Consider the following 25,402-nt stretch of genomic DNA (forward strand, 5'->3'; position numbering starts at 1 on the left):
AATTATGGGTAAATTAATGAGACTTAAGCATATAATCACTGTTATTATATTTGCAATAGTCTTGTGTGGAACTGTTGAGGCAAGTGTAATTATTACCATACCTGATAGGGTAGTTATCAATAAATCATGGATAGAATTAGGGGATATTGCTACTATAAAAGGCTTGGCAGGAGAAGACTTAATGGGGCTTTCCTCTATAAAATTGGGTAAGGCTACCCTACCTGGGTATTCACGAGAGATTCCCCGGGGACAGATTATTTTACTGTTAAAAGACAAAGGTTTTTCTATACCAGATATTGAGCTTATGATGGGGGAAAGTGTTATTGTTGAAACAATTAGTTATCAAATTCCCAGCAAAAAAATACTTGCTCAGGCAAAAGAATTTTTACTTAAATCACTGACCTACCCCCCTGAAAGAATAACAATAAAGGAGAAGTTTATTCCACCTAATATTGTTGTTCCGGCTAAAAATTATCAACTTGAGTTTGTAATGCCTAGGAATAAATCATTAAGTGGTGATATTTCTTTACAAGTTAAAATTATTATCGATGGGGCAGTATATAAAAATATTTTTATTAGACTACAGGTAAGTATTCTACAGGATGTCTTTATTGCTAAACGAAGGATACTTAGAGGAGAAAAAATACGGGAGAGTGATTTTTCTTTAGAAACCAGGCAGGTAGATGGTTTTAGGGGAGAATTAATTACTGATTTAGAAAACAATCTAGTTGAATACGGCAAAGTAAGTAAGTATATTCCTGAAGGTGCTGTCTTAACTAGTGATTATCTTGACCTGCCGATAATTGTTAAAGTTGGAGATGAGATTGTTGCTGAGATTAAGATGGGGGCTATTATGGTAACAACAAAAGTTGAAGCACGCCAAAGAGGGAAAAAGGGTGAGTATATCATTGTGGAAAACCTGAAAACTGGACGTCGTTTTAAGGCGATGATTATAAATCCTCATTTAGTTAGACTTGAACAATAGGGGGTGGATTCAGATGAAGAAATATCTATTTTCTTTATTATTAATACTTTTTTTGCTTTTGTTAACTATACCAGCAGCAGCGACTTCTCTTTGGAGTGATAGTGCTGGTGATATTTATCAAGATAAGGAAAAAGAATTTAATGTTGGTGATGTGGTGACAGTCCTTATTGATGAAGAGGTAGAGGCAACTCAGGGTGCTACTACCAGTGTTAGTCAGGATAATAGTATTAGTGGTGGAACCGGTGTGGGAATTCTTGATTTTCTTAATCCCTTTAGTTATAAGTATTCTGATGCTGATAATGCAGATGGTAAGACAGAAAGAACTGCTGAGTTTGAAGCGAATATTACAACCCTTGTGGTAGATAAGTTTCCAAATGGGACACTAAAAATAGTTGGTAATAAAACAGTTCATATTAATGGAGAAGAACAGCTTATAAGTTTAAGTGGTATTATTAGACCTGAAGATATCGATGAGGACGATAATACTATTTCTTCCCAGCAGATTGCTAATGCACGGATTGAATTTGAGGGTGAAGGTATAATTTCTGCTAAACAACACCCTAATATATTCCAAAGGATTTTAAACTGGATTTTTTAGTTTAAGAAGGGGGAGTATGGATGAGACTTAAGGTAATATTTTTAGTATTAGTAATAATAGTTAGTATAGTTTATCCCCTGGGGGCTGCTTCTTATCTGGATCCAGTGGTGAATATTGGGGATATAACCAGGATAAAAGGTATTAGGGATAATCAACTAATTGGCAATGGTATTGTTATTGGCCTGGCAGGTAGTGGGGATAGTAGGCGTAGTCAGGCCACTGTGCAAATGGTAGCAAATATGCTAGGAAATTTAGGTTTAGATATTGATGCTGATGAAATACAAAGTGGTAATTTGGCTGCTGTTATTGTTACAGCAAAACTGCCTGCATTTACCCATGCTGGTGATACTATTGATGTGACAATTAATTCATTGGGTGATGCAGACAGTCTACAGGGTGGTACACTGCTGATGACACCTTTAAAGGCTGCTACAGGTGATATCTATGCTGTTGCTCAGGGGCCGGTTTCTATTGGTGGTTTTAATGAACAGGCAGGTGGTGGTAATCGGGTCAGGCAGAATCACCCTACTGTAGGAAGAATACCAAATGGGGCTATAGTTGAACGAGAATTACCTATTGAATTAGATAATAGCCAACTTTCTTTTCTCCTGGATACTCCAAACTTTGAAACTGCTGATTTTATAGCCAAGGCGATAAATAATAATTTTCAGTACCTATATGGGAGTATGCCAGTAGCAGATGCTGTTGATGCAGGTCAGATTCAGGTTCAGGTGCCTGCTAAATATAAAAACAATCTGGTTAGTTTTATTACTGCAATTAATAATCTGCAAGTTAGATCCAGTATGGAAGCTAAAGTTGTTATTAATGAAAGAACAGGAACTATTGTCATGGGTCATAAGGTTAGGATATCAACTATTTCTGTAGCCCATGGTAATTTAACAGTAACTGTTTCGACTAATGAAGAGGTATCACAGCCTTATCCATTTAGTGAAGGTGAGACAACTGTTACTACAGATACTGATATACAAGTTAAAGAAGAAGGTGGTCATTTAGTAGTATTACCGGCCCAGGGAACTGTTCAGGATTTGGTAACATCGTTAAATACTATTGGTGCAAGTCCCAGGGATATTATTGCTATTCTTCAACAGATAAAAGCAGCTGGTGCCCTACATGCTGAATTAGAACTAATTTAAGGATGTGTATTAGATATGAATATTAATAGTGTTGAACTAACAGATCATTATCAGAGGACAGTGGCTGATAATGATCTAAAGAGAATTGAGAGTAACTCTGAAGTGAATACAGGGGATGACAGGTTGAAAGAATTAGCTGATGAGTTTACTTCTATTCTCATGAAACAGATGTTTAAGGCCATGCGGAAAACAGTACCAGAATCATCACTAATTGATGGTGGGTTTTCCGAAGATGTCTTTACAGATATGCTTGATGATGAGTACAGTAAAGCAGGGGCCAGGCAGAATACCTTTAATAATCTAAGCCGGGCCCTTTATGAGCAGCTGCAGCAGGGGAATTAGGAAAGGGGGTAATTACTATCAAGAAGATAGTAGGTTTTCTAATATTATTTATTCTTTTTCTGCAAATTTTTGCTGCAGGTGTCCAGGGTGATTTTTTTTCTAGTGATATGGAAAATTTTATCAGGGATGGCAAAAAAGTATCGATTAGTTTGAAGGAGGGTAAGGAGTATATCTGGCTACTGCCGGACAAAAATATGGTTCTGGTAGAGCCAGGGAGTAATAATACGGTAACTCTGAAGGGCTCACAGACTTACCTGATGCGCCCTGGTAAAATTGATAATAATATTTATCAGGTACAGGTTTTTGCCAGTTTTGATAAATTGAAGGCTGAGACGGTTTTTAATGATCTGGTAATGGCCGGTTTTCAAGATGTGTTTTTGCTGAATGAGGGGGACTGGTTTAAGGTAAGGGTTGGTCGTTTGTCGGCCAGGTCTGCTGCTGAAGTACTGGTACCTGAACTGGAGAATAAAGGCTATAGCACCTGGGTATTGAGAGAAGAAAAACCTGTAGAGATGATCAATATATATGATGTAGAAGGGGATAATATCTTTTCGGCCAGATCTATAGAGCTTATTGAAGGAGTGAAGTATCAAGGCAAAAATTATCCCGGTGTTCTTGGATACGCACTTTATAATAATAAAATTAATATATATAATAAAGTAGAGTTAAATCAGCTTATTACAGTTTTAGTTTCCAATGAAGTTAAGGATTTATATCATGATTTATATCTGTTTAATAAAAGCAGGCTGGAAGCCCTGTTAAAATCCCAGGCGGTTATCACTAGGACTAATTTATTATCTAAAATTATAAATAAAAAGGGTGATTTTATATATTTACCGTCTTATCAGGGTATTGAAGATGATAGGATGATATCGAAAATAAGTAAAGCAGTTCAGCTTACTGATGGTATTGTGTTAGAGAGAAATAATAAACTAATTGAGGTTTCCTTTAATACTAGAGAACTCTTAAAAGAAGCCGGTTCTGGTAAAAATTATCAAACTATTTTAAGCGATTTAAATAACTATCAGCTTATTGATTTTAAGATTATTGATTTGACTCCAGCTGTTATCGAAAGGGTCAGGATTGATGCTAAAGTAAAGCGGGGTCTCAATTATAAAGAAATATATCAATTGACCTGGTGGGGCCCGAGGGTCATAAGTATTCTTGACCTTGACCTGACAAAAACAGCTTACATTATTGAACCTGTCCTGGCAGGTGGTGTGGTACAGGCTACTGCAGATCTGGTGGAAATAGTAAAGTCAAGGAATGCTTTGGCAGGGGTTAATGGTGGTTATTTTTCTTATACTGGTAGACCACTTGGTTTATTAATTAAAGACGGGGTTACAGTGAGTGAGCCTGTTAAGGATAGAACGGCTGTAATCTTTACTAATGATGATATCTTATTAGCCAAAAGTGGTTGGCAGGCGGTGCTACAGAAGGCAGCTGGGAATAGTTGTTTAGTTAATGGCGTTAACCGCTATGTTGGGGAAGATGAATTGATAGTCTATAACAAATATTATGGTGAAAAGGCACCTGAACTGGGCGCTGGTATGATTGAGCTGTTGGTAATTGATAATCTTATCAAAGCTGTTAATACCCATCAGGAAGGTAGTAGGACAGAAATACCTGATCAGGGAATGGTTTTTCAGGCTCATGGTAGTGCTGTTACAAAATTAGAGGAATTTCAGCTTGGTGATAGAGTAGAATATAGGGAGGATTTTTCACCAGAATTGCAGGATCTGGCGATTGTGTCTGCTCTGGGTGGAGGACCCCGGCTCCTTAAGGAAGGAAAAGTGTTTATTACCGCTCACGAGGAGGAGTTCCAGAATGATATAGCCTATGGCCGAGCACCGAGGACTGCACTGGGGCTCAGTAATGATAAGCATCTGTTGGTATTTACAGTCGATGGAAGACAGCCTTCTTTAAGTATTGGTATTACCCTGGAGGAACTGGCTGAATTCATGCAGCGTCATGGGGTTGAAGAGGGAATGAATCTTGATGGTGGTAGTTCCGCCCGGATGGTTGTCAGGGGTTTTACAATGAATAATCCCTCAGCAAAACGTCTTATTAGTAATGCTATAATTTTCAGATATAATAGATAGGGGGAGCAGGATGCGGTTTAAAACTACGATATTGTTGACTATAATGATAGTATTTCTTTTGATAGGTAAGGGACAGGCTGTTGGTATTAACCTATTGTCTTTCGATAGTATTCATTATATTGTCTCAGGGGATTTTGGTGATGTAGAGTTTTTAAAAATGTCGCTGAATAATTACCTTGATGAGATAAATACAGTGGCTTATAAACTGGTTTATGATGGGGATGATTTTAATCTGGAGGGAAATTGGAGGATTAAATTTCTCAAAAGAAAGAAGTATAATCTTGGACTAGATTTTTCATTTCCCCTTGAATTAGATGATATGAAAATGGGTAAAGGAATTGGACTTTCTGCTAATTCCTATTACTTTAATCAGAACAAACTCTATTTAGATATAGACTATTTTTTTGATAGAAGTGACAGATGGGTTTATGAAGGAGGGGTTATAATCCCCCTCTCTACTGTAATAGACCTTACACTGGGTGTAGGTAATTCCTACTGGGAAACAGATAATAATTGTCTAAATGTTGGTCTTAAAGTAGCACTTTAGAAGAGTATACAATTTAGAGGTGAGATATGATTGAGGCAATAGATTCTTTCAAAAACAAGAAAATAATGGTTATAGGTGATATTATAGCTGATGAATTTATAATAGGTGAACCAGAGCGCCTTTCCCGGGAAGCCCCGGTTATAATACTACGACATCGGGAGAGGGATATCTTACCTGGAGGTGGTGCTAATGCTGCCAGCAATATAGCCAGTCTTGGGGGAATGGTAAGCCTGGCAGGTGTTATTGGCAGGGATAGGACTGGTGAAGACTTATCATGTGTTCTGCAGGGACAGGGGATGGATATTAATGGTTTGATTACTAGTTCAGACAGGCCTACAGCAGTAAAAACACGGATCATTGCCGGGGGAAATCAGGTTGTTAAACAACAGGTAGCACGGATCGACCACTTTGATGAAACACTTATTAGCAAGGAGATAGAAAACTCCTTATTGGATTTTATAAGTGGAGAGATTGTTAAATATGATGGTATCTTAATATCTGATTATGGATTAGGGCTTTTTACAGATAGGCTTAAACAGGGGATTGTGGAACTTGCTGACAGTTATGATAAATTTACTGCGGTAGACAGTAGATATGATCTGCTGGATTATCAGGGTGTTTCCCTTGCGACTCCTAATCTGGAGGAGGCTGGACAGGCCCTGGATCGTTGTTTGTTAAATCAGAATGAGGTTGTTGAGGCAGGTCTGGAATTAATAAACAGGATGCAGTCTACTTATCTTTTAATAACCCAGGGTGGTGATGGGATGACAGTATTTACAGCTGAGGGTGATTATAAACACATCCCTGTTGCCAATTATGCGGAGGTTTTTGATGTGACCGGGGCAGGTGATACTGTAGTCGGTACTATTCTGCTTGCTTTATGTACAGGACTGGATATATACCAGGCCATGGAACTGGCAAATTGTGCAGCAGGTATTGTAGTGCGTAAGGCCGGTGTGGCCACTGTTAATCCTGCTGAACTTAAGGAGGAACTCAAAAAACAATGAAAAAAATAATAAAATTCAATAAATTAAGTGAACTGGTAAGTGACCTAAAAAAAAGCGGGCAGAGGATAGTATTAACAAATGGGTGTTTTGATATTTTTCATGTTGGTCACCTGCAAACCCTTAAACTGGCTAAAAAGGAAGGTGATATTTTAATTGTTGGGGTTAATAGTGACAGCTCAGTAAAGAAGATCAAGGGGGCCAGTAGACCTATTATCTGTGATGATGACAGGGCAGAACTCATAGCTGCTTTAGAGGTAGTGGACTATGTTACTATTTTTACGGAAGAAACAGCTGCTAATTTATTAGAAAATGTTAGGCCAGATACTTATGTAAAAGGCGGGGATTATACATTAAAGGGTCTACCAGAATGGCCGGTTATCCGGGATTATGATATCAGTGTTAAGTTTATTAAGCTAGTAGAAGGACGCTCAACAACCGATATTATTAAAGAGATTAAGGAAATGGAAAAATGCTAGAAAAATGGGAGAAGACTTTATTATTTATACTGCTTATTTTACTGGTAATGGGGACAGTAGTTTATCTGGAATTACCGTTAGACCGGGTTTTAGATTTTTTTAAATAATTTTCTTTTTCTGAGGTGGTATTAATGTATGGGAAACAGGGAGAAGAGGAAATAATTAAAGAAGCGCAGGATGGTGAGCGGAGAGCGATTGAGTTATTGATAAATAATAATATGGATATAGTCTATGCTAAAGCCAGGTATTTTTTTATTAAGGGACTGGATAGGGAAGATGTGATTCAAGAAGGCCTGGTAGGATTATATAAGGCTGTCAGAGACTATCGGACAGATAGAGCGGCTTCCTTTCGGGGGTTTGCTCAGTTATGTATTCACCGACAGCTTGTTTCAGCAATAAAACGAGCTAACAGACAGAAACATATACCCTTAAACAATTCTACTTCCATAGATAAGACGATTGATTATGGGGAAGGGAGTCGCAGTTTCAGGGAGATACTCCCTAATAATGAAGATAACCTGGAAGAAAGGTTTATTTATCAGGAACAGTTGAAACTACTATTTAAGATTATAGATAGTGAACTAACTGAACTGGAGAAAGAGGTTTTTATGCAGTATCTTGAAAACAGGTCATATCAGGAGATATCAGTAAACCTTGGGGTAAATATTAAGGCTGTTGATAATGCTTTACAGCGGGCTCGAAAAAAGATTGAGAAAATAAGGGAACACTATAATATGCAGGACCTGGTGGGATAGTTTTATGTCCTTCTGGCAGCGGGTATTGGATTTTATTTTTCCTGTAGAAGAGCGTTGTTTTAATTGTGGTAGTTATTACAAGTCTTCTGAGTTAAAAGGTATTTGTCCGGATTGTTTAGCCGGGATGAGTTTTATAGAGAATTATTGTCAGTATTGTGGTAGGGCTTTAATCGGTCAAAGTCTTGGTGAAGATAAAAATTATTGTGAAAGGTGTAGCAAGCAGGATCTTTCTTTTGATTATGCCCGGAGTATTACCCTCTATAAGGGTGTAATCAGGACTTTGTTAATAAAATTCAAGTATTACCAGGAAACCAGCTTAAGTAAGCCGTTAGGACAGCTGTTGGCTATGTATTATCAGTATTATTATGGCAAAGAGAAGATAGATTATCTTATACCAATACCATTACATAAAAAACGTTTTACGGAGAGGGGATATAATCAGGTTGAATTACTGGCTGATGAACTTGCTTACGAAACCGGTTTATCTGTTCTGAAAAACGTAATGTTGAGGGAAATTGCTACTAAACCACTTTATAGTTTGAGTGCTATTAAACGTTCTGAAGTAATCAGGGGCTGTTTTACTCTTGATACTAATACTAAACTTTCCAGTAAAGGCATCTTACTTCTTGATGATATTATGACAACAGGGACTACTGTTAATGAGGCTGCCAGGGTTTTGAAGAATGAGGGGGATAGTGGTCCAGTATATGTTTTAACCCTGGCTTCCGGTCAGTAGTAAGTAATTAATACCTACATAGTTACGGAAAATGTTTGACAGATATTGCTGGCTATGATATAGTAAAATTGATGGGTTAAAAATCAATTTAAATGTGGACCCATTTAAAGAAATTTTTAGGAGGAATGCACTAGAATGATTTTTTCAGGTAAAGTAAAATGGTTTGATGCACAAAAGGGTTATGGATTTATTGAAAGAGAAGATGGTGACGATGTATTCGTACATTTTTCTGCTATTGAAGATGAAGGGTTCAAGACCTTAGAGGAAGGCCAGGACGTTGAATTCGAGATTGTTGAAGGAGACCGTGGCCCACAAGCCTCAAATGTTGTTAAATTATAAAGGTTGAACCTTATAATATAGCAACTCAACCCTGGTTACTGTTGTAATCAGGGTTTTTTCTATTGCTTAGTTTTCGAAAAATGAATAATTTTCTAAAAACATAAAAAAATAATAGATAATTAAGGAAGGAATCTATTGACTTTTTGTCGAATAATAATTATATAAGATGAAGAAAGGAGTGGGTAGGATGAAGATTATGACTTATGGAAAACATATCGATGTTACACCTGCTTTAAAGGATTATGCCGCTGAAAAGGTGAGTAAGTTGAGTAAGTATTTTCAGGGAGCACCTATTGAGGCACATATCTCTTTTGAGGTTGAAAAAGATAGGCACATTGTGGAAGTTACTGCCTATATTGATGGTCTGATACTTAGAGGAGAAGAGGAAACCCATGATATGTATGTTTCGATTGATGGTGTTCTGGAGAAATTAGAACGCCAGGTTCGTAAATATAAAACAAAGATTAAGAAAAAGATGATTGAACGCAAACAGGAATTAAGGGAAGAATATAAAGAAGAAAGAACAGAAAAGATCTTAAATAATGGTTTTGAAGAAGATGATTATGAACCTAATGATGATTATGAACCTAATATAGTAAAGACCAAGAAATTTGCTATTAAACCAATGGATGCTAAGGAAGCAGCTATGCAGATGGACCTACTTGGTCATGATTTTTTCGTCTTTTCCAATGCTAAGACTGAAGAAGTTAATGTTGTTTATAAGAGGAAAGATGGTAATTATGGGTTGATTGAGCCTGCTTTTTAAATAAAGGATATTTACAATTTTAGAGAATATAATAGATACCAGCAGTTTAGTGTTTATATAACTGCTGGTTTTTTTATTGTTTAAGTAGGTTGATGAAGCCACTTTGCTTAGGGATATATACTTTGCAGGATTGTAATAACTTTAATGAACGACAAATATATTTACTTCCCTTGTCGTACACTACGGCGTCCTGCCTCCGTTTACTGTCAAGAAATTTTCCTCCAGCGTCCTGCTTACGGATAATTTCTAGAGTCGTCCAGTAAATATATTTGTCTGGTTGATAGTTTGTTTATTAACTATGGATAAGTAAGTTATATAGAATAATTTTTATTCTATAGCGAACTAGTTTAAGCTTTCTTATATAACACAATAATAGCTTAGACACTAGCCCATTGAGGGCGCCATAAATTTTCACAATGCGAAAAGGGTATTTCATTTTTATCAAGAATAAATTTAAGGAGTGTAATTATAAAATAGTCTAGGAGTGGATGGTTATGAATAGTTATCTGGAAAAGGTTTTGACTGAAGTTAAGCAGAGAAATCAGTGCCAGCCTGAGTTTCACCAATCGGTTGAAGAGGTGCTGGAGTCACTGGAACCAGTATTTGAACGTGATTCTATTTATAAAGAGGCCGGAATATTGGAGAGGATTGTGGAGCCAGAACGACAAATTATTTTCAGGGTACCGTGGGTAGATGATAATGGGAAAATACAGGTGAACAGGGGTTTTCGTGTAGAGTTTAATAGTGCCCTCGGTCCATATAAAGGTGGTTTGAGGTTGCACCCTTCTGTTTACATAGGGATCATTAAATTTTTAGGTTTTGAACAAATTTTTAAAAATGCCTTAACAGGAAGGCCGATTGGTGGGGGTAAGGGTGGTAGTGATTTTGATCCTAAAGGTAAGTCCGATATGGAGGTAATGAGATTTTGTCAGAGCTTTATGACAGAGCTTTACCGTCATATAGGGGATAAGACTGATGTTCCTGCTGGAGATATTGGGGTAGGTGCCAGGGAGATAGGTTATCTTTTTGGACAATATAAGAGGATAACAAATTCCTTTGCAGCAGGTGTCTTGACTGGTAAAGGTCTGAACTGGGGCGGTAGTCTGGTCAGGACTGAGGCAACAGGCTATGGACTTGTATATATTGTAGAAGAGATGCTAAAGGATAACGGGAATTCTTTTGAAGGCAAAGATGTTGTTATTTCAGGGTCCGGTAATGTTGCCGTATATGCTACAGAAAAGGCCCAGGAAATGGGAGCGAAGGTTATTGCCTTAAGTGATTCCAATGGATATATCTATGACCCTACTGGTATTAACTTAGAGACACTTAAACAGATTAAAGAAGTAGAGAGGAAAAGGATTAAAGAGTATGTTACAGAACATAGTTCTGCCGAATATCACGAAGGTAGTAAGGGTATCTGGACAATAAAGTGTGATATTGCCCTTCCTTCGGCTACTCAGAATGAGATAGATGAAGACTCAGCTAAAACCCTTGTTAAAAATGGTGTTATAGCTGTAGGAGAGGGGGCAAATATGCCTTCTACCCCGGAAGCTATTGAGGTCTATCAGAAAAATAATGTCCTATTTGTGCCAGCAAAGGCTGCTAATGCAGGTGGTGTAGCTACTTCAGCACTGGAAATGACCCAGAATGGCATGTGGGATTCCTGGAGTTTTGAAAAAGTGGATGCTAAACTAAAAAATATTATGGTTGATATTTATAATACCAGCAGTGAAGTTGCTAAAGATTATGGTATGGAAGGCAATCTGGTAGCTGGGGCCAATATTGCTGGGTTTCTTAAAGTTGCTAATGCCATGTTAGATCAGGGTATAGTATAAATTATAATCACAATAAAAAATCAAAAATTAGTAGAGGGTCTTTTGGCCCTCTTTTTATATATAGTCAAAGTAGTAGCTATTGCTGGTATTCATGCTTTTATAATGAGGAGTGAGAGACTCGGCAAAATGCTCATAAACATGAACATATAGAAATAGGACTTTAACAGTGGATTTATTAAAACATTTACAATTAAAGGAAATATAAAAATTATCAAGAATAAACTGGTATATGATAATAAAATAGCAAAAAAGGAATTTTTTTAGATAGTATAGTCTGCCTTTATGTTTAAAGAGTTAATGTGAAAACTTGCACAATTTTAATAAAATATGTTATACTTTGTCCATGAGTATTAAATATTTACTTGTATTATTATAATTTATGTGTGGGGTTAAATTAAAGAAGACAGAGGGGTATAAATTTTTAAGCCCTGTTATCCAAATCTAATACTCAAATTTTTATACTAAAGTTTATTGCCCCGGGAAGATAGCTAATATAAGATAAGAGGGGGTTACTAATGCTGGAAATAAAAAGTATTATTAATAAGGCGGTTCAAGAGAACGAATTGTCCAAAAATGAGATAGTAAAACTGCTACAAATAGAGGAAGAGGAAATATTAGAATATCTATATCAACAGGCCGATAAGGTTAGAAAAAAATACCATGGAGATGATGTACATCTACGTGGTATAATTGAATTTTCTAGTTACTGTAAACGGGATTGCTATTATTGTGGGTTAAGAAAAGGGAATAATGTTTTGAAAAGATATCAATTAAAAACTGAAGATATTATTACTCAAGCCCTTGAAGGAGTGAAATTGGGATATAAGACTATAGTACTCCAATCAGGAGAAGATGATTATGATGCGGAAAAAATCGCTTATATTGTAAAGAAAATCAAGGCTAAGGCCGATACAGCTATAACTCTATGTGTTGGAGAACGAAGTTTTGATGATTACCGGCTCTGGAAGGAGGCGGGGGCAGATAGATATCTTTTAAAACATGAAACTGCAGATAAAGATTTATATCAAAGATTACACCCAGGAATGAAATATGAAGATAGAATAGAACGCTTAATTTTTCTGAAAGAATTGGGCTTTCAAACTGGTAGTGGAAATATAATTGGTTTACCTGGTCAAAGCCAGGAATCATTAGCTGAAGATATTCTCTTGTTTAAAGAGCTGAAAATGGATATGGTCGGCATAGGTCCTTTTATACCACATCAAGAAACACCTTTAAAAGATGAAAACAAAGGTACTGTTGAGATGACACTGAAAGTACTGGCGATTACCAGATTGTTATTACCCTTAAGCCATTTGCCGGCAACTACAGCACTTGGCTCTATTGATAACTACGGTCGGCAGAAAGCGCTGCAGGCTGGTGCAAATGTAGTTATGCCTAATATCACTGCATCTAAATACCGCTCTCGCTATGAAATCTATCCTGCCAAGATATGTATTGAAGAAAAAGCGGCTGATTGCAGGCAGTGTATTGGTGGTATTATAAATTCTCTTGGTAGAATAGTAGCAATTGACCGGGGAGACAGCCTATATATATAATTGTTTTGATATTTATTTTTTTGTGGTTATATCCCAATAAATAGTCTTATTGAGTTTTGGGGTGTTTGGTGTTATAATTAAAGCTGTATAGGTAGAGATGGTCAGGGTTAAGATACCCTGATTTTTTTTTGAATATTTAAGGATTTTGCTATACAATATAGATGTACAGGTTTAACAAAAAGATGGTAAAAAATATATTTTAAGGGTGATGAATAAATAATGTTAAATCTTATTAAAAAGATATTTAAGGATCCTAATCAAAAGGAATTAGAACGTTTACAACCCATTGTTGATGAGATTAATGGTCTGGAAGAGTCGATTAAAAAACTGACTGACTCTGAATTAAAGGATAAGACCACTGAATTCAGAAAACGCCTGGCAGCAGGCGAAACCCTGGATGACTTGCTACCGGAGGCCTTTGCCGTTGTCAGAGAGGCAGCTCAGCGTTCTACAGAAGAGGGTTTCAGGCCTTATGATGTACAGCTGATAGGTGGGATAGTATTACATGAGGGTAAGATTGCTGAGATGAAAACAGGTGAAGGTAAGACCCTGGCAGCTACCCTGCCTGTTTATTTAAATGCCCTGACTGGTAAGGGGGTTCATGTCATAACTGTTAATGACTATCTGGCCAGAAGGGATAGTGAATGGATGGGGCAGATTTATAGGTTTCTCGGTTTATCAGTAGGGGTTATTTTAAATGGAATGACTGCTGCTGAGAGGAAGGAGGCCTATAATTGTGATATTACCTATGGAACAAATAATGAATTTGGTTTTGACTATCTACGGGATAATATGGCCTTAAGGCCTGAAGATGTTGTCCAGGGTGAATTAAATTATGCTATCCTTGATGAGATTGATAGTATTTTAATTGATGAGGCCAGAACCCCTTTGATTATTTCTGGTCCTGTCCAGGAATCTACCCGGGATTACACTAAATTTAATAGGATTATTCCTAAGTTAGTCAGGGATCAAGACTATGAAATGGATGAAAAGAACAGGTCGGTCCACCTTACTGAAGAGGGGACTAAGAGAATAGAAAAGGCCCTTAATATTTCCAATATATATGATGAAGAACACATTAAATTAACTCATCAATTAAACCAGGCTTTAAAGGCTTACACCCTGATGAAAAAGGACCGTGACTATATTGTTAAAGATGGTGAGGTTAAGATAGTAGATGAGTTTACTGGTCGAGTTATGGAGGGGCGCCGTTTTAGTGAAGGTTTACACCAGGCAATAGAGGCTAAAGAGGGCGTTCAGATTAATAAAGAAAGCCAGACTTTTGCCAGTATAACCTATCAAAATTATTTCCGTATGTATGATAAGCTGGCCGGAATGACAGGGACTGCTGAGACAGAGGAAGAGGAATTTATCAAGATATATGGGATGGAAGTAGTAGTAATACCTACTAATGAGCCGATGATCAGGGATGATATGCCTGATTTAATTTTTGCTACTGAAGAACAGAAATTTAGAGCTGCTGTAGAAGAGGTAGTGAAATTATATGAAAAAGGACAACCTGTTCTTGTTGGGACAGTAGATATTGACAAATCAGAGGAACTCAGCAGGAGGCTAAAAAAACGGGGTGTAACACATAATGTCTTAAATGCCAAAAATCATGAGAGAGAGGCAGATATCATTAAGGATGCCGGACAGAGAAAGAGTGTTACCATTGCAACCAATATGGCCGGTAGAGGGACAGATATAGTGCTTGGTGAGGGTGTTAAAGGATTAGGTGGTCTACATGTCCTGGGAACAGAGCGGCATGAAAGCCGGCGGATAGATAATCAGCTGCGCGGACGTTCCGGGCGTCAGGGGGACCCTGGTTCTTCACAGTTCTATGTTTCACTGGAAGATGATCTAATGCGGCTTTTTGGTTCTGATAATATTAAGGGTTTATTGGGAAAAATGGGCATGAATGAAGGTGAGCCTATTGAGCATAAACTAATAACCCGTTCCCTGGAACGGGCTCAGAAGACTGTTGAGGGTCGCAATTTTGAAATAAGGAAGACCATTCTGGAATATGATAATATAATGAATAAACAGAGGGAAATAATATATAAACAGAGGAGAGAGGTTTTATTTGCTGACGACCTCAAGAATATTATCCTGGGGATGCTGGAAAAGGTCATAGAGGATGTTATAGAATTATATATATCGGAAGAGATTCACCCTGATGAATGGGACCTCAGTGGGATGATTAATTACTTTGAGCAGCATAATATATCCCTGGACTGTAAGCCGGCTGACTTAAAAGATATGTCCCAGGCTGAAATAGAGGAGTCTCTCTGTAGTAGGGCAAAAAGGGTTTATCAGGAGAAGGAAGAAGAAATTGGTAGTGAAGTAATGGGGGATCTAGTGAAGTTTATTTCCCTCAGGATTATTGACCGGAAATGGATGAATCATCTGGATAATATGGATGAACTCAGGCAGGGAATAGGACTAAGGGCTTATGGACAGAAAGACCCCTTGACCGAGTATAAATTTGAATCCTATGATATGTTCAATGAAATGACAAGCTCTATCAGGGAGGATATTATTAAAAATCTCTTTAGACTTGAACTGAGGGATGATTCCCCTGATTTAAGCAGGGTTGAGAGGAATAATCTGCAGTATCAAAAAAGTAGTGAACAGTCCTCTGGCCGGGGGAAAAGAAGCAGCAGGGAGCAGGATAAAAAAAGACAACCTGTCGTTAAGGTAGAGAAACCCGGTAGAAATGACCCCTGTCCCTGTGGTAGTGGGAAAAAATATAAAAAATGTTGTGGGAGGTAATAAAGATGGCAGAAAATGAGATACTCTTTCGACTTAATGAGGCCAGAGATAAATTAAATGATTTGAGGGATGCACTTTGACCTGGCTGGTCTAATGAAGAAGAAAGAAAAGCTAGAAGAGGAAATGAGCAGACCTGATTTCTGGGATAAGCCTGCCGAGGCTCAGAAAACTGCTCGCAAGGCTAACAGGATCAAAAACCGCATCAAACAGTTTGTTTCACTGGAAGAACAACTTGATGAGGGGGAACTCCTCCTGGGGTTGAGTGCTGAAGAAGGGGGAGAACAGTTAAGTAGTGAGTTAAATGAGACGATTGATGTCCTGGAGAGAGAGCTGGAGAAATTAGAATTACAGCTAATGTTGAGTGGTAAGTATGATGATAGAAATGCTATTCTATCAATCCATCCTGGTGCAGGTGGTACTGAATCTCAGGACTGGGCTGAGATGCTGCTCAGGATGTACAGCAGGTGGGCTGAAAGTAATGGCTGTGACCTAAAAATACTTGACTTTTTAGCAGGGGATGAGGCTGGTATTAAGAGTGTAACACTGCTTATTGCTGGTGATTATGCCTATGGTTATTTAAGGGGTGAGCGCGGTGTGCACCGCCTGGTCCGTATCTCTCCTTTTGATTCATCAGGCAGGCGCCATACCTCTTTTGCCTCAGTTGACGTCATGCCTGAGATAGATGAGGATGTGGAAGTAGATATTGAGCCCAATGATCTCAAGATTGAGACTTATAGGGCCAGTGGTGCTGGTGGCCAGCATGTTAATAAAACAGATTCAGCTGTCAGGATAACCCATCAACCAACAGGTCTTGTAGTACAGTGTCAGAATGAACGTTCCCAACATAAGAATAAAAAAATGGCGATGACTATTCTTAAGTCACGTTTAATAGAGTTGATGGAAGAAATGCAGGCCGAGAAGATTGCTGAATTGAGGGGGGAACATAAGGAGATAGCCTGGGGAAATCAGATACGCTCTTATGTTTTCCACCCCTATAATATGATCAAAGACCACCGCACTGGTTTGGAAGAAGGTAATGTCAAGAAGGTTATGGATGGTTATCTGGATGATTTTATAGAGGCCTTTCTAACTGATAGAATTGGTGAAGGGAGCGGGCAATGAAAAAAAGACCCTGGAAGTATATTTTCTTATTTTTAATACTAATACTGGCTGCCCAATTACTGCTACCTGTTGTTGCGGAGAGAAAACTAAACAAGATTATTTTATCTCAAGTAGAGGAAATAGGTGAACTTGATATTGAGCTGGTTTCTTTTCCCTCAGTGGAGATTTTGCTTGGTAAGATAGACTTTGTGGAGATATCTGCGGAAAAACCGGTTTATCAGGATTTGTTGATCAGGTCTTTAGATGTAAAGTATAGGGATGTGCTTTTAAAGGGAAATACCTTTGAGGGGGAGAATACCTATCTCAGAATACTTATTACAGAGGATGATTTAAATAATTACCTTAAGCATACATCCCCTGACCTGGCTGATCTGGAGATTTCCCTGAAACCTGATCAGGTTCTCCTGGCTGGAAAGGTTCCTTTTTTAAATACCAGCCTTAATCTCAGGGTAACTGGTGGTTTTTTAGTTAAAAATGAAGAGAATAAAGTAGTTTTTCAGCCGGAAGAAATGAAGGTTGAAAGGGTTAATATCCCTGTAAATCTGCTTAGTAGATATATTGAAGATGCCTATTTTACCCTGGATCTAAATCAGCTTAATTTTCCACTTGAAATTGATACGGTTAAAGTTGAAGAAGGTCAGATTATTATAGCTAACGATGGTTAAATTGTCCATAACAGTTTGATTTAAGTATTAAGGTGAGAGGTAGGTAAGGTGGATGAGGAAAAAATTTTTGCTAATTATTTTTATACTGGCATTGTTTGTATCTCTGCTGGGTGTTTATGGTAGATATAAGATAGATAATTCCAGTAATGGTGTAGAATTGATAATGGATTATAAGGCCCTTGCTTCCTTAGACCGCAATGAAATAGAGTTTTTGGGGGAATTAAAGGAGGCAGGTCTTACAGCTGTAGCAGTTCTTCCTGATACAATCAAGGAGCTTGTTAATACTAATAGGGTTAATTTAATTAAGGGTAATGAATTAATTAGAGCTGGGGTTATTTCAGGTAGGACCAATCTATTAATGGAGTCTTTTCAAATTAGCAGGGATTCAGCAGTATTGTATATTGACAGTAGTTCATTAATTAAGGGATTTCTGGATAGATTGCCTTCCTGGCAAGAAGAGTATGGGCTTGATTATTTGCTGGCAGGGGATGAATTACTTGTTTTCTTTGAAAAGTGGCATGATAAATACCTTTCTTTAGGAATTGGTTTTGAAGAGGGACTAATCACAGAAATAAGAAAGGCTGGATTAAAAATAGTCCCCAGAATAGATAATAATGAATTGACAAATAAGGAACAACTGGCTCTACTGGCTGATTATTCTCCCCGGTATCTCATTTTTAATGGTACAGAGGTAACTGGTTATCAGGAGGGTAGTAAAGAGGGGATCAGGGAAACAGCCAATCTTATGTTAGATCATGATATAATATTTGGTATGATTGAACCCTTTATTGCCAGGCAGGCAGGTGCAGCAAGCCTGGCCCATCTACTTGATTATAGATTACTGAGGGTACATAGTATTCAACAGGCTGAGATGGATAGTAATCAGGCTAAATACAGTCTGGATAATATAGTAAATAGGTATTACAGAGCGGTTAAGGAGCGAAATGTCAGATTATTATACCTCAAACCATTCCTGAAAGAGAAAGATAATAAAAAGCCCGATAAACTAACAGAGGAGTTCATTGCCAGCCTGGCAGTCAGGCTGAAAACAGCTGGCTATCTGCCTGGTCAGGCAGAACTTTATAGGGATTATGAAAATAGTTTCTTAGCTTTATTATTGATTGGTCTGGGTATTACTGTTGCTGGTATAATCTTACTGGGATATTTGATTAATAAGGATATTTTAAAGTGGTCATACTTGATGATGGGTTTAGTTATTATAGTTGAGGTCTTACTCTTTTATAAAGGTAGAGGGATTTTCTTACGTAAAGTACTGGCTCTGGCAAGTGCTATTATTTTCCCCACACTGGCTGTAGTTACACAAGTCCTCAATAAAGAGGAGGAGAGCTTGTTGCTTAAATTTTTGAAGACAGCGGCTATTTCCTTGCTTGGAGGCGTCTTTTTGACTGCTTCTTTAGCCCATACCAGTTTTGTCTTAAAAATAAATCAATTTGTTGGTGTCAAATTAGCTTTTGTGCTACCGCTTATTTTAATATCATTCTATTATTTTAAGACAATAGATTATCGGTTTAACGATAGGCAGGGTTCTTTCCTGGAGAAACTGAACAGGCTGTTAGATTATAATCTTAAACTTAAACACCTGGTATTATTATTTGTGCTTGCTGTAGGTGGTTTTGTTTATATAGGTCGTACAGGTAATTATCCCTTACTCCCTGTGTCAGGGATAGAGTTACACCTCCGTGAGTTTCTGGAAAAACTACTTATTGCCCGGCCGAGGTTTAAAGAATTTCTTATCGGTCACCCTTCTCTTGTGCTGGCCTTAGGAATGGTTAAGGAGTTTAAGAATAAATTGTTGTTTTATCCATTTTTATTACTGGCTTCAATTGGACAGATTACTGTTCTGAATTCATTTTCACATATCCATACACCACTTTTAATTACTGTTATCAGGGTTTTTCATGGGTTGTGGCTTGGTTTATTATTAGGATATATTCTATTATCTATCTTTAGATATCTTGTAAAGCGCTTTGCTTAGGGTTATTATCTTGGAGTCAGAAAGAGGTGAGTAAAGGTGGTAAAGATAGTTATCTCTGGTTATTATGGTTTTGATAATATGGGTGATGAAGCAGTTTTAAATGCGATGCTGATTTCTTTTAGAGAACTGGCTGATCAGCTGAAAATAGTTGTGCTATCAGGTGCTCCTCAAAAGACTGCTGCTAGGTATGGGGTTAAGGCTGTAAAAAGAAATAATTACAGAGAAGTCTTCAAGGAGATTAAATCCTGTGATTTATTTATCAGCGGTGGTGGTAGTCTCTTACAGGATGTTACGGGCTGGAAGAGTATTCCTTTTTACCTTGGCCAGCTTATGCTGGCTAGTTTACTGGGGAAGAAGACTATGTTGTTTGGACAGGGTATCGGGCCGATAAAAAGCAAACTATACCGCCAACTGGCAGCCTTGATAATTAAAAAGGTTGACCTTGTAACAGTGCGTGATGAGGAATCTCGTGATTTTTTAATAGGGCTCGGCTTAAAGGGAAAGGATATAGCTGTAACAGCAGACCCTGTATTTTATTTATCCCCTGGAGATAATAAGCAGATACAGGGGAGAGAGCTTCTGGCAGAGGAGGGTATTAAGGCTGATAGTAAGCTGATTGGTATTTCCGTTAGGCCGTGGGCTGGTGAGGGTTATTTAAAGGAAATAGCTAAAGCTGTTAAAGAACTCTCTGCTGTCAATGATGGGGAGGTTTTAATAATACCGATGCACCCTGCCTATGACCTGACTGTTAGTGAAAAATTACTGGAACTACTAGATGGTCAAGTTAATATCTTAAGTGGTGATTATACACCACTGGAAATGATAGCTATTTTTGGGGAATTAGATTTTTTGCTTGGTGTAAGGCTTCATTCTCTGATTTTTTCACTTATTCAGGGGATACCATTTGTGGCTATTAGCTATGACCCAAAAGTTGACAGTCTTTTAAAGAGCTTGAGAATAACTGCTGGGATGGATATTAATAAACTTAATGGAGATACCCTCAAACGGGTCTGCCAGACTGTTTTGTCCAATACTGAACAATTTAACCTTGTTATAGAGGGACAGCTTGTTCAGTTACGTAAAAAGGCTTTATTGAATACAGAGTTTGCCCTTGGCCTACTGGGGGATGATTCTATTGACAGATTATAAAATTGAAATTTTGGGTGTCCAGATAGATCAAATAAAGATGGAAGCAGCAGTAAAAAGAGTAGATAAATACATTAATGCTCATGATAATAAAAGATATATGATTGTGACCCCTAATGCAGAGATGATTGTTATGGCCTATGATAACCCAGGCTTTGCTGATATATTAAACAGGGCGGATTTAAGTGTTCCAGATGGTGCTGGTGTTGTGCTGGCTTCACATATCCTTACTCTCCCCCTGGAAGAAAGGGTAGCAGGTTTTGACTTGATGGGTAAATTACTGAAACTGGCTCAGGAAAAGGACTACCGGGTTTTTTTTCTGGGAGGTAAGGACTCTGTTCTGGAAAAGGCCCTGAATAAGATAAAAAACAATTTTCCAGGTTTAAAGATAGCAGGTTCTCACCATGGTTATCTGGACCCTGCTTTAACTTTTCGGTTGATAGAGGAGATCAATGGTCTTGATGTTGACATATTATTTGTCGGGATGGGTGTTCCTTTACAGGAGAGATTTCTTAATGATAATCTAGCTAATTTAAAGGTAAAGGTTGCGATGACAGTAGGTGGTTCTTTTGATGTACTAGCTGATGAGGTAAAAAGGGCTCCTCGGTGGATGCAGACGCTGGGTCTGGAATGGTTGTTTCGGCTCATCCAGGAACCTTCCCGAATCGGGAGAATGATGGCTTTGCCCAGGTTTGTATTACTGGTCTTTAAAGAATATTTGCTGGCCAAGGTCAGGAGGTAAAGATGAAGAAAAAGAAAAGGATAAAACGTCTTTTATTTGATATTTTTGGTATAACAGTAGGTTCAGCCCTGGCGGCATTATCTCTGGTTATATTTTTAATCCCTAATCGTATTGCTGCTGGTGGTATAAGTGGACTGGCAACTATAATCTATTACCTGACTGAATTTCCTGTCGGTATACTGACTTTAGTCTTGAATATACCGCTGTTTATTGCTGTAATTAAGGTTCTGGGCTTATCTTTTGGCATCAGAACTATTTATGGTATGATTACTTTTGCTGTTTTTATAGATCTGTTTCAACCAGTAGTACCTGTTTTGACCCATGACCTTTTGCTGGCGACTATTTACGGTGGGATAGTTGGTGGTCTAGGACTGGGTATTGTCTTTAATTCCAGGGGTACAACCGGAGGAACAGATATGGCTGCCAAATTAATTAATCACTATACTGGTTTGAGTGTGGGAGAGAGTATTTTCCTGGCAGACGGTATTGTTGTTTTACTGGCCGGTATATTCTTTAATGCTGAGGTGGCACTATATGCAGCAATTGCTATTTTTATACACAGCAAAGTAATAGACTTGGTACAGGAAGGGTTGCGCTTTAGTAAAGCTGTTTTCATTATCTCTACAAATCCAGAGGCAATCAAGGATGAGGTAATGTCCGAACTGGACCGGGGTGTTACTATTTTAAATGGTTATGGTGGCTATACTGGTGATGAAAAAGATGTCCTTTTCTGTATTATCTCCCGTACTGAGGTCGCTAAACTTAAGAGGGTGGTATCCAGAATTGATAGGAAGGCCTTTGTTATTATAACAAATGTCCATGAGGTACTTGGTGAAGGATTTAAAGAGATATCTTAAAATAGAGGAATATTCGTCCACTGGTAGTTTAAATTACCTTTTAGTCTTCTGATATAATCCCTTCTTTTAAACAATACTAGTAATGAGGAGGGGTAATAATGCTGATCTTTAATCAGGTAAGTAAGAATGGCATTTGTGATTTATCATTTTATATTAGGAGTGGTGAGTTTGCTTATATTTATTACCAGGAAAGTAGAGATATAGAGACATTATTTAATTTAATAATGGGTAATGCTAGGCCTGATGATGGTGTTATTAGATGGTTGAATAATGATAGTTTGATCAAACCCTTTCCCATTGAAAAAAGGGTTGTCTATCAGGAGAATATACTACTGCCAGATAGAACAGTTATAGAAAACATGAGGTATATTATGCAGATCAGGGGGTTTAGTAGTAAATATATAAACAATCGGGCTAGAAGGGTATTAAATATACTTGAGCTTGATAAGCTGTTTGATAAGAAACCTGGGGAGTTGATGAAACATCAATTAATCCGGGCAAATATTGCCCAGGCAATACTTGATTTTCCAACAGTAGTGATAGTAGAGAACCCAACTATTATGCTTGATGATGTAAATGCCCAGGGTATTATCCATCTCTTAAAAGGGATAAACAGCCTATCATTGACAATTATCTTTCTCAGCTCTGACCAGCGGCTTATACCTGGTGATGGTGTTAAGGTAATAGGCCCGGTTTTGGCCAGTAAACAAAACAGGGAGAAGGGGTCATATGCCTAAATCCAGACCTGAAACGTCCTTTATTTTACAGGAAGTCATCAGAAGTATAGTTTTAAATAAGAAATATGCCCTTTCTTTTTTTGTTTTCCTTTCGTTAAATTATTTGCTGCTGATCCTGGTCTTTACAGCAGCAATAAATATAAATTATCTTATTGAATCATATTATAGTGGTTTATTACCATTTGCTCTGGAAACACTACTAATATTTCTTGTTAATCGAATTGTTTTTTTAAAGTTCCTGTTTTTTATCTCATTTTTAATTTCTACGCTGATACTTGTTTATCTAAATAAAAAATATATAGATACTTTTATTATCTTATATCAGCATGAAATAAAACTGGTTAATAAACTATCCTGCAATAATAAGATGGTAAGATTACCTTTATTGTTGACAGCTTTTATTATTAATGTGTTTTCATTGGGAACAGTATTTCTGTTGAGTGGTTTTATCTACAGGTATTCCTGTGTAATGATAGGACAGTATTTAACAGGATTTAATTTTATAAAATACCAGAACTTTAATATTTCATTATTGTTTTTTCTTTTCCTGATAACAGCTGGTGGTATATTTAGTTCCTCTCGTTTTTTATTCTGGAAACATAAGCTGGGTTAGTCCTTATTTTAAATATTACCTTATCTTGATAGGGAGGAGAATGGCTTTTTAGGGAGAAGAACTTATATTAGGTGAGTAAATGTGGATAACTTTGAAGACCGACCAATATATTTACTTGCTTTGTCGTGTACCGCAGGCACTCCGCATCTAAGCAGAGCGTACAAGAACAGTTTAAGGTTGCACTACGGCGTCCGTGCCTCCAGACAATTTCTAGAGTCGTCCAGTAAATATATTGGTCTGGTTTATTATGATGAGTAGTTAACTTTGAGTGAAAAGTGGTTCTAAGAAAAAATTAATAATTATTGATTAAGTCTGGCTGACGAAGTCATTTTGTTCTCTAGATAAAAATTTAATTAGGTGGGTTATTGATGATGAAAAAGATTAGATTAGTTTTGCTTGTTGTGTTGATGTTTTTGGTCCTTAATACTTATATTATAGGGGTTGAAGTTCAGGGGGAAGAGCTACCAGCTGATTCTCCATTGAGAGACTTTCAAGAAATACTTTATTTGATAAATTATTACCATGTAGATAAGATGGACTTAGAAAAGACGATTAATGGGGCTATTGAAGGAATGGTTGATAGTCTTGACCCTTTTTCTGAGTATTTAAGCCCTGAGGAATATAAGGAGATGCAGATAGAATTTGAAGGTGAATTTGGGGGAATAGGGATTGTTGTTAACCCGGATTTAACGATTGTTTCACCTATTAAAGGTACCCCTGGTGATCGGGCTGATTTGCGGCCGGAAGATAGTATTATAGCTATTGATGGACGTTCAACAGAGGACATGACCCAGCAAAAAGCAGTAAATTTGATGAGGGGGGAACCTGGTACTACTGTTGATCTGACCATAGAGAGGAAAGACCTTGAACAGCCAATAGAGGTTCATATAGTACGTGAATTAATAGAAATACCTTATGTTGAGACAAAGATGATAGGTGATGATATAGCTTATATCTTTATTGCTGAGTTTGTCAAGGATGTTGGCCAAAAGGTTAATGAAGCTGTCAAGGAGTTTGAGGCACAGGGTGCCAGGGCTCTTATCCTTGATTTAAGGAGTGATCCAGGTGGGTTATTTACTGAAGCAGTAGATGTGGCCAGTAGTTTTATTTCTAGCGGTAAAGTTGTTTCCATAAAACAGAGGTTTACTGAAGATGATATCTATGGGGTAAATACCTCTTTTAGACACACTGACCTTCCACTGGTAGTACTAATTAATGAGGGTAGTGCTAGTGCTTCAGAGATTGTGGCTGGTGCTATACAGGATTACCAGCGTGGAATAATAATGGGTAAGACGAGTTTTGGTAAGGGGACTGTGCAGTCAATATTCCCAATGGAAAATGGTTCAGCCCTGAAAATGACTACAGGAAGGTATTATACCCCTGATGGTAGATTCATACATGAGGCTGGTATTCAACCTGATCAAGAGGTTGACTTTGATCGGGAATATGATGGTGATAATCAACTTGATGCAGCTGTAGAATATATTGAAGAGACTTATTTAAACAGTAATTTTAAAAAGGCTGGTTGATAACTAGCATCAAGTTTATAAAATG

Annotated in this window: 24 protein-coding genes; all 24 read left to right on the forward strand. The window is 37.6% G+C overall.

Annotated elements, in window-relative coordinates; all coding sequences use genetic code 11:
• Window positions 1–16 precede the first annotated feature (16 nt).
• Window positions 17–985, forward strand: a complete 969-nt coding sequence (flgA, locus tag D7D81_RS05370) for a flagellar basal body P-ring formation chaperone FlgA (protein ID WP_205739343.1) — start codon at window positions 17–19, stop codon at window positions 983–985.
• A 13-nt stretch (window positions 986–998) separates the two neighbouring features.
• Complete coding sequence (locus D7D81_RS05375; RefSeq protein WP_125988018.1) at window positions 999–1,583, forward strand: flagellar basal body L-ring protein FlgH; 585 nt, start codon at window positions 999–1,001, stop codon at window positions 1,581–1,583.
• Window positions 1,584–1,603: 20 nt separating this feature from the next.
• Window positions 1,604–2,737: a flagellar basal body P-ring protein FlgI gene (locus tag D7D81_RS05380; RefSeq protein ID WP_125988020.1), complete on the forward strand. Its 1,134-nt coding sequence runs from the start codon at window positions 1,604–1,606 to the stop codon at window positions 2,735–2,737.
• Window positions 2,738–2,752: 15 nt separating this feature from the next.
• A complete protein-coding gene (locus tag D7D81_RS05385; RefSeq protein ID WP_125988022.1) occupies window positions 2,753–3,079 on the forward strand; it encodes a rod-binding protein in 327 nt (108 codons plus the stop codon).
• Window positions 3,080–3,186: 107 nt separating this feature from the next.
• Complete coding sequence (locus D7D81_RS05390) at window positions 3,187–5,181, forward strand: phosphodiester glycosidase family protein (RefSeq protein WP_125988024.1); 1,995 nt, start codon at window positions 3,187–3,189, stop codon at window positions 5,179–5,181.
• 10 nt (window positions 5,182–5,191) lie between these two features.
• Complete coding sequence (locus tag D7D81_RS05395; protein ID WP_125988026.1) at window positions 5,192–5,728, forward strand: hypothetical protein; 537 nt, start codon at window positions 5,192–5,194, stop codon at window positions 5,726–5,728.
• Window positions 5,729–5,754: 26 nt separating this feature from the next.
• Window positions 5,755–6,735, forward strand: coding sequence for a bifunctional heptose 7-phosphate kinase/heptose 1-phosphate adenyltransferase (locus D7D81_RS05400; RefSeq protein WP_125988028.1), 981 nt, complete (start codon window positions 5,755–5,757; stop codon window positions 6,733–6,735).
• Window positions 6,732–7,211 (forward strand): D-glycero-beta-D-manno-heptose 1-phosphate adenylyltransferase, encoded by a 480-nt coding sequence (rfaE2, locus tag D7D81_RS05405; RefSeq protein ID WP_125988030.1) that lies wholly within the window; start codon window positions 6,732–6,734, stop codon window positions 7,209–7,211. Before D7D81_RS05400 ends, rfaE2 begins: the two co-directional genes overlap by 4 nt.
• Window positions 7,212–7,342: 131 nt before the next feature.
• Window positions 7,343–7,966: a sigma-70 family RNA polymerase sigma factor gene (locus D7D81_RS05410; RefSeq protein ID WP_125988032.1), complete on the forward strand. Its 624-nt coding sequence runs from the start codon at window positions 7,343–7,345 to the stop codon at window positions 7,964–7,966.
• A gap of 4 nt (window positions 7,967–7,970) precedes the next feature.
• Window positions 7,971–8,702 (forward strand): ComF family protein, encoded by a 732-nt coding sequence (locus tag D7D81_RS05415; protein ID WP_125988034.1) that lies wholly within the window; start codon window positions 7,971–7,973, stop codon window positions 8,700–8,702.
• Between the two features lie 138 nt (window positions 8,703–8,840).
• Window positions 8,841–9,041 (forward strand): cold-shock protein, encoded by a 201-nt coding sequence (locus tag D7D81_RS05420; RefSeq protein ID WP_205739435.1) that lies wholly within the window; start codon window positions 8,841–8,843, stop codon window positions 9,039–9,041.
• A gap of 187 nt (window positions 9,042–9,228) precedes the next feature.
• Entirely contained in the window at window positions 9,229–9,807 is a 579-nt protein-coding gene (gene hpf, locus D7D81_RS05425) for a ribosome hibernation-promoting factor, HPF/YfiA family (protein ID WP_125988038.1), read from the forward strand.
• Between the two features lie 494 nt (window positions 9,808–10,301).
• Window positions 10,302–11,642, forward strand: coding sequence for an NADP-specific glutamate dehydrogenase (gene gdhA, locus D7D81_RS05430; RefSeq protein ID WP_125988040.1), 1,341 nt, complete (start codon window positions 10,302–10,304; stop codon window positions 11,640–11,642).
• A 518-nt stretch (window positions 11,643–12,160) separates the two neighbouring features.
• Entirely contained in the window at window positions 12,161–13,198 is a 1,038-nt protein-coding gene (gene hydE, locus D7D81_RS05435) for a [FeFe] hydrogenase H-cluster radical SAM maturase HydE (RefSeq protein WP_125991943.1), read from the forward strand.
• Window positions 13,199–13,417: 219 nt separating this feature from the next.
• On the forward strand, window positions 13,418–15,970 hold the full coding sequence (secA, locus tag D7D81_RS05440; RefSeq protein ID WP_125988042.1) for a preprotein translocase subunit SecA: 2,553 nt from the start codon (window positions 13,418–13,420) through the stop codon (window positions 15,968–15,970).
• 5 nt (window positions 15,971–15,975) lie between these two features.
• Window positions 15,976–17,092 (forward strand): peptide chain release factor 2 gene (prfB, locus tag D7D81_RS05445; protein ID WP_125988044.1). Its coding sequence is split into 2 segments (ribosomal slippage): window positions 15,976–16,047 and window positions 16,049–17,092, totalling 1,116 coding nucleotides; the frame shifts between segments, so codons are not numbered across the junction.
• Entirely contained in the window at window positions 17,089–17,757 is a 669-nt protein-coding gene (locus D7D81_RS05450) for an LmeA family phospholipid-binding protein (protein ID WP_125988046.1), read from the forward strand. Before prfB ends, D7D81_RS05450 begins: the two co-directional genes overlap by 4 nt.
• Before the next feature lie 52 nt (window positions 17,758–17,809).
• Window positions 17,810–19,753 carry a DUF5693 family protein gene (locus D7D81_RS05455; protein WP_125988048.1) on the forward strand — a complete coding sequence of 648 codons (1,944 nt, stop codon included), beginning with the start codon at window positions 17,810–17,812 and terminating at the stop codon, window positions 19,751–19,753.
• A gap of 36 nt (window positions 19,754–19,789) precedes the next feature.
• On the forward strand, window positions 19,790–20,902 hold the full coding sequence (csaB, locus tag D7D81_RS05460; RefSeq protein ID WP_125988050.1) for a polysaccharide pyruvyl transferase CsaB: 1,113 nt from the start codon (window positions 19,790–19,792) through the stop codon (window positions 20,900–20,902).
• Entirely contained in the window at window positions 20,880–21,641 is a 762-nt protein-coding gene (locus tag D7D81_RS05465) for a WecB/TagA/CpsF family glycosyltransferase (RefSeq protein WP_125988052.1), read from the forward strand. Before csaB ends, D7D81_RS05465 begins: the two co-directional genes overlap by 23 nt.
• 2 nt (window positions 21,642–21,643) lie before the next feature.
• Window positions 21,644–22,498 carry a YitT family protein gene (locus D7D81_RS05470; RefSeq protein ID WP_125988054.1) on the forward strand — a complete coding sequence of 285 codons (855 nt, stop codon included), beginning with the start codon at window positions 21,644–21,646 and terminating at the stop codon, window positions 22,496–22,498.
• A gap of 98 nt (window positions 22,499–22,596) precedes the next feature.
• Window positions 22,597–23,235, forward strand: coding sequence for an ATP-binding cassette domain-containing protein (locus tag D7D81_RS05475; protein ID WP_125988056.1), 639 nt, complete (start codon window positions 22,597–22,599; stop codon window positions 23,233–23,235).
• On the forward strand, window positions 23,228–23,848 hold the full coding sequence (locus D7D81_RS05480) for a hypothetical protein (RefSeq protein ID WP_125988058.1): 621 nt from the start codon (window positions 23,228–23,230) through the stop codon (window positions 23,846–23,848). Before D7D81_RS05475 ends, D7D81_RS05480 begins: the two co-directional genes overlap by 8 nt.
• Window positions 23,849–24,216: 368 nt before the next feature.
• The gene (locus D7D81_RS05485; RefSeq protein WP_125988060.1) at window positions 24,217–25,377 is read left to right on the forward strand and encodes a S41 family peptidase; all 1,161 of its coding nucleotides are present in this window, start codon (window positions 24,217–24,219) and stop codon (window positions 25,375–25,377) included.
• Window positions 25,378–25,402 lie beyond the last annotated feature (25 nt).

This window comes from Halocella sp. SP3-1 (genome assembly GCF_003953885.1).
GTDB lineage: Bacteria > Bacillota > Halanaerobiia > Halanaerobiales > DTU029 > Iocasia > Iocasia fonsfrigidae.

Coding starts and splice junctions, on each gene's coding strand:
- flgA (WP_205739343.1), top strand. CDS start 17: ATGAGACTTAAGCATATAATCACTGTTATTATATTTGCAATAGTCTTG.
- D7D81_RS05375 (WP_125988018.1), top strand. CDS start 999: ATGAAGAAATATCTATTTTCTTTATTATTAATACTTTTTTTGCTTTTG.
- D7D81_RS05380 (WP_125988020.1), top strand. CDS start 1,604: ATGAGACTTAAGGTAATATTTTTAGTATTAGTAATAATAGTTAGTATA.
- D7D81_RS05385 (WP_125988022.1), top strand. CDS start 2,753: ATGAATATTAATAGTGTTGAACTAACAGATCATTATCAGAGGACAGTG.
- D7D81_RS05390 (WP_125988024.1), top strand. CDS start 3,187: ATGGAAAATTTTATCAGGGATGGCAAAAAAGTATCGATTAGTTTGAAG.
- D7D81_RS05395 (WP_125988026.1), top strand. CDS start 5,192: ATGCGGTTTAAAACTACGATATTGTTGACTATAATGATAGTATTTCTT.
- D7D81_RS05400 (WP_125988028.1), top strand. CDS start 5,755: ATGATTGAGGCAATAGATTCTTTCAAAAACAAGAAAATAATGGTTATA.
- rfaE2 (WP_125988030.1), top strand. CDS start 6,732: ATGAAAAAAATAATAAAATTCAATAAATTAAGTGAACTGGTAAGTGAC.
- D7D81_RS05410 (WP_125988032.1), top strand. CDS start 7,343: ATGTATGGGAAACAGGGAGAAGAGGAAATAATTAAAGAAGCGCAGGAT.
- D7D81_RS05415 (WP_125988034.1), top strand. CDS start 7,971: ATGTCCTTCTGGCAGCGGGTATTGGATTTTATTTTTCCTGTAGAAGAG.
- hpf (WP_125988038.1), top strand. CDS start 9,229: ATGAAGATTATGACTTATGGAAAACATATCGATGTTACACCTGCTTTA.
- gdhA (WP_125988040.1), top strand. CDS start 10,302: ATGAATAGTTATCTGGAAAAGGTTTTGACTGAAGTTAAGCAGAGAAAT.
- secA (WP_125988042.1), top strand. CDS start 13,418: ATGTTAAATCTTATTAAAAAGATATTTAAGGATCCTAATCAAAAGGAA.
- D7D81_RS05450 (WP_125988046.1), top strand. CDS start 17,089: ATGAAAAAAAGACCCTGGAAGTATATTTTCTTATTTTTAATACTAATA.
- D7D81_RS05455 (WP_125988048.1), top strand. CDS start 17,810: ATGAGGAAAAAATTTTTGCTAATTATTTTTATACTGGCATTGTTTGTA.
- D7D81_RS05465 (WP_125988052.1), top strand. CDS start 20,880: ATGATTCTATTGACAGATTATAAAATTGAAATTTTGGGTGTCCAGATA.
- D7D81_RS05470 (WP_125988054.1), top strand. CDS start 21,644: ATGAAGAAAAAGAAAAGGATAAAACGTCTTTTATTTGATATTTTTGGT.
- D7D81_RS05475 (WP_125988056.1), top strand. CDS start 22,597: ATGCTGATCTTTAATCAGGTAAGTAAGAATGGCATTTGTGATTTATCA.
- D7D81_RS05480 (WP_125988058.1), top strand. CDS start 23,228: ATGCCTAAATCCAGACCTGAAACGTCCTTTATTTTACAGGAAGTCATC.
- D7D81_RS05485 (WP_125988060.1), top strand. CDS start 24,217: ATGATGAAAAAGATTAGATTAGTTTTGCTTGTTGTGTTGATGTTTTTG.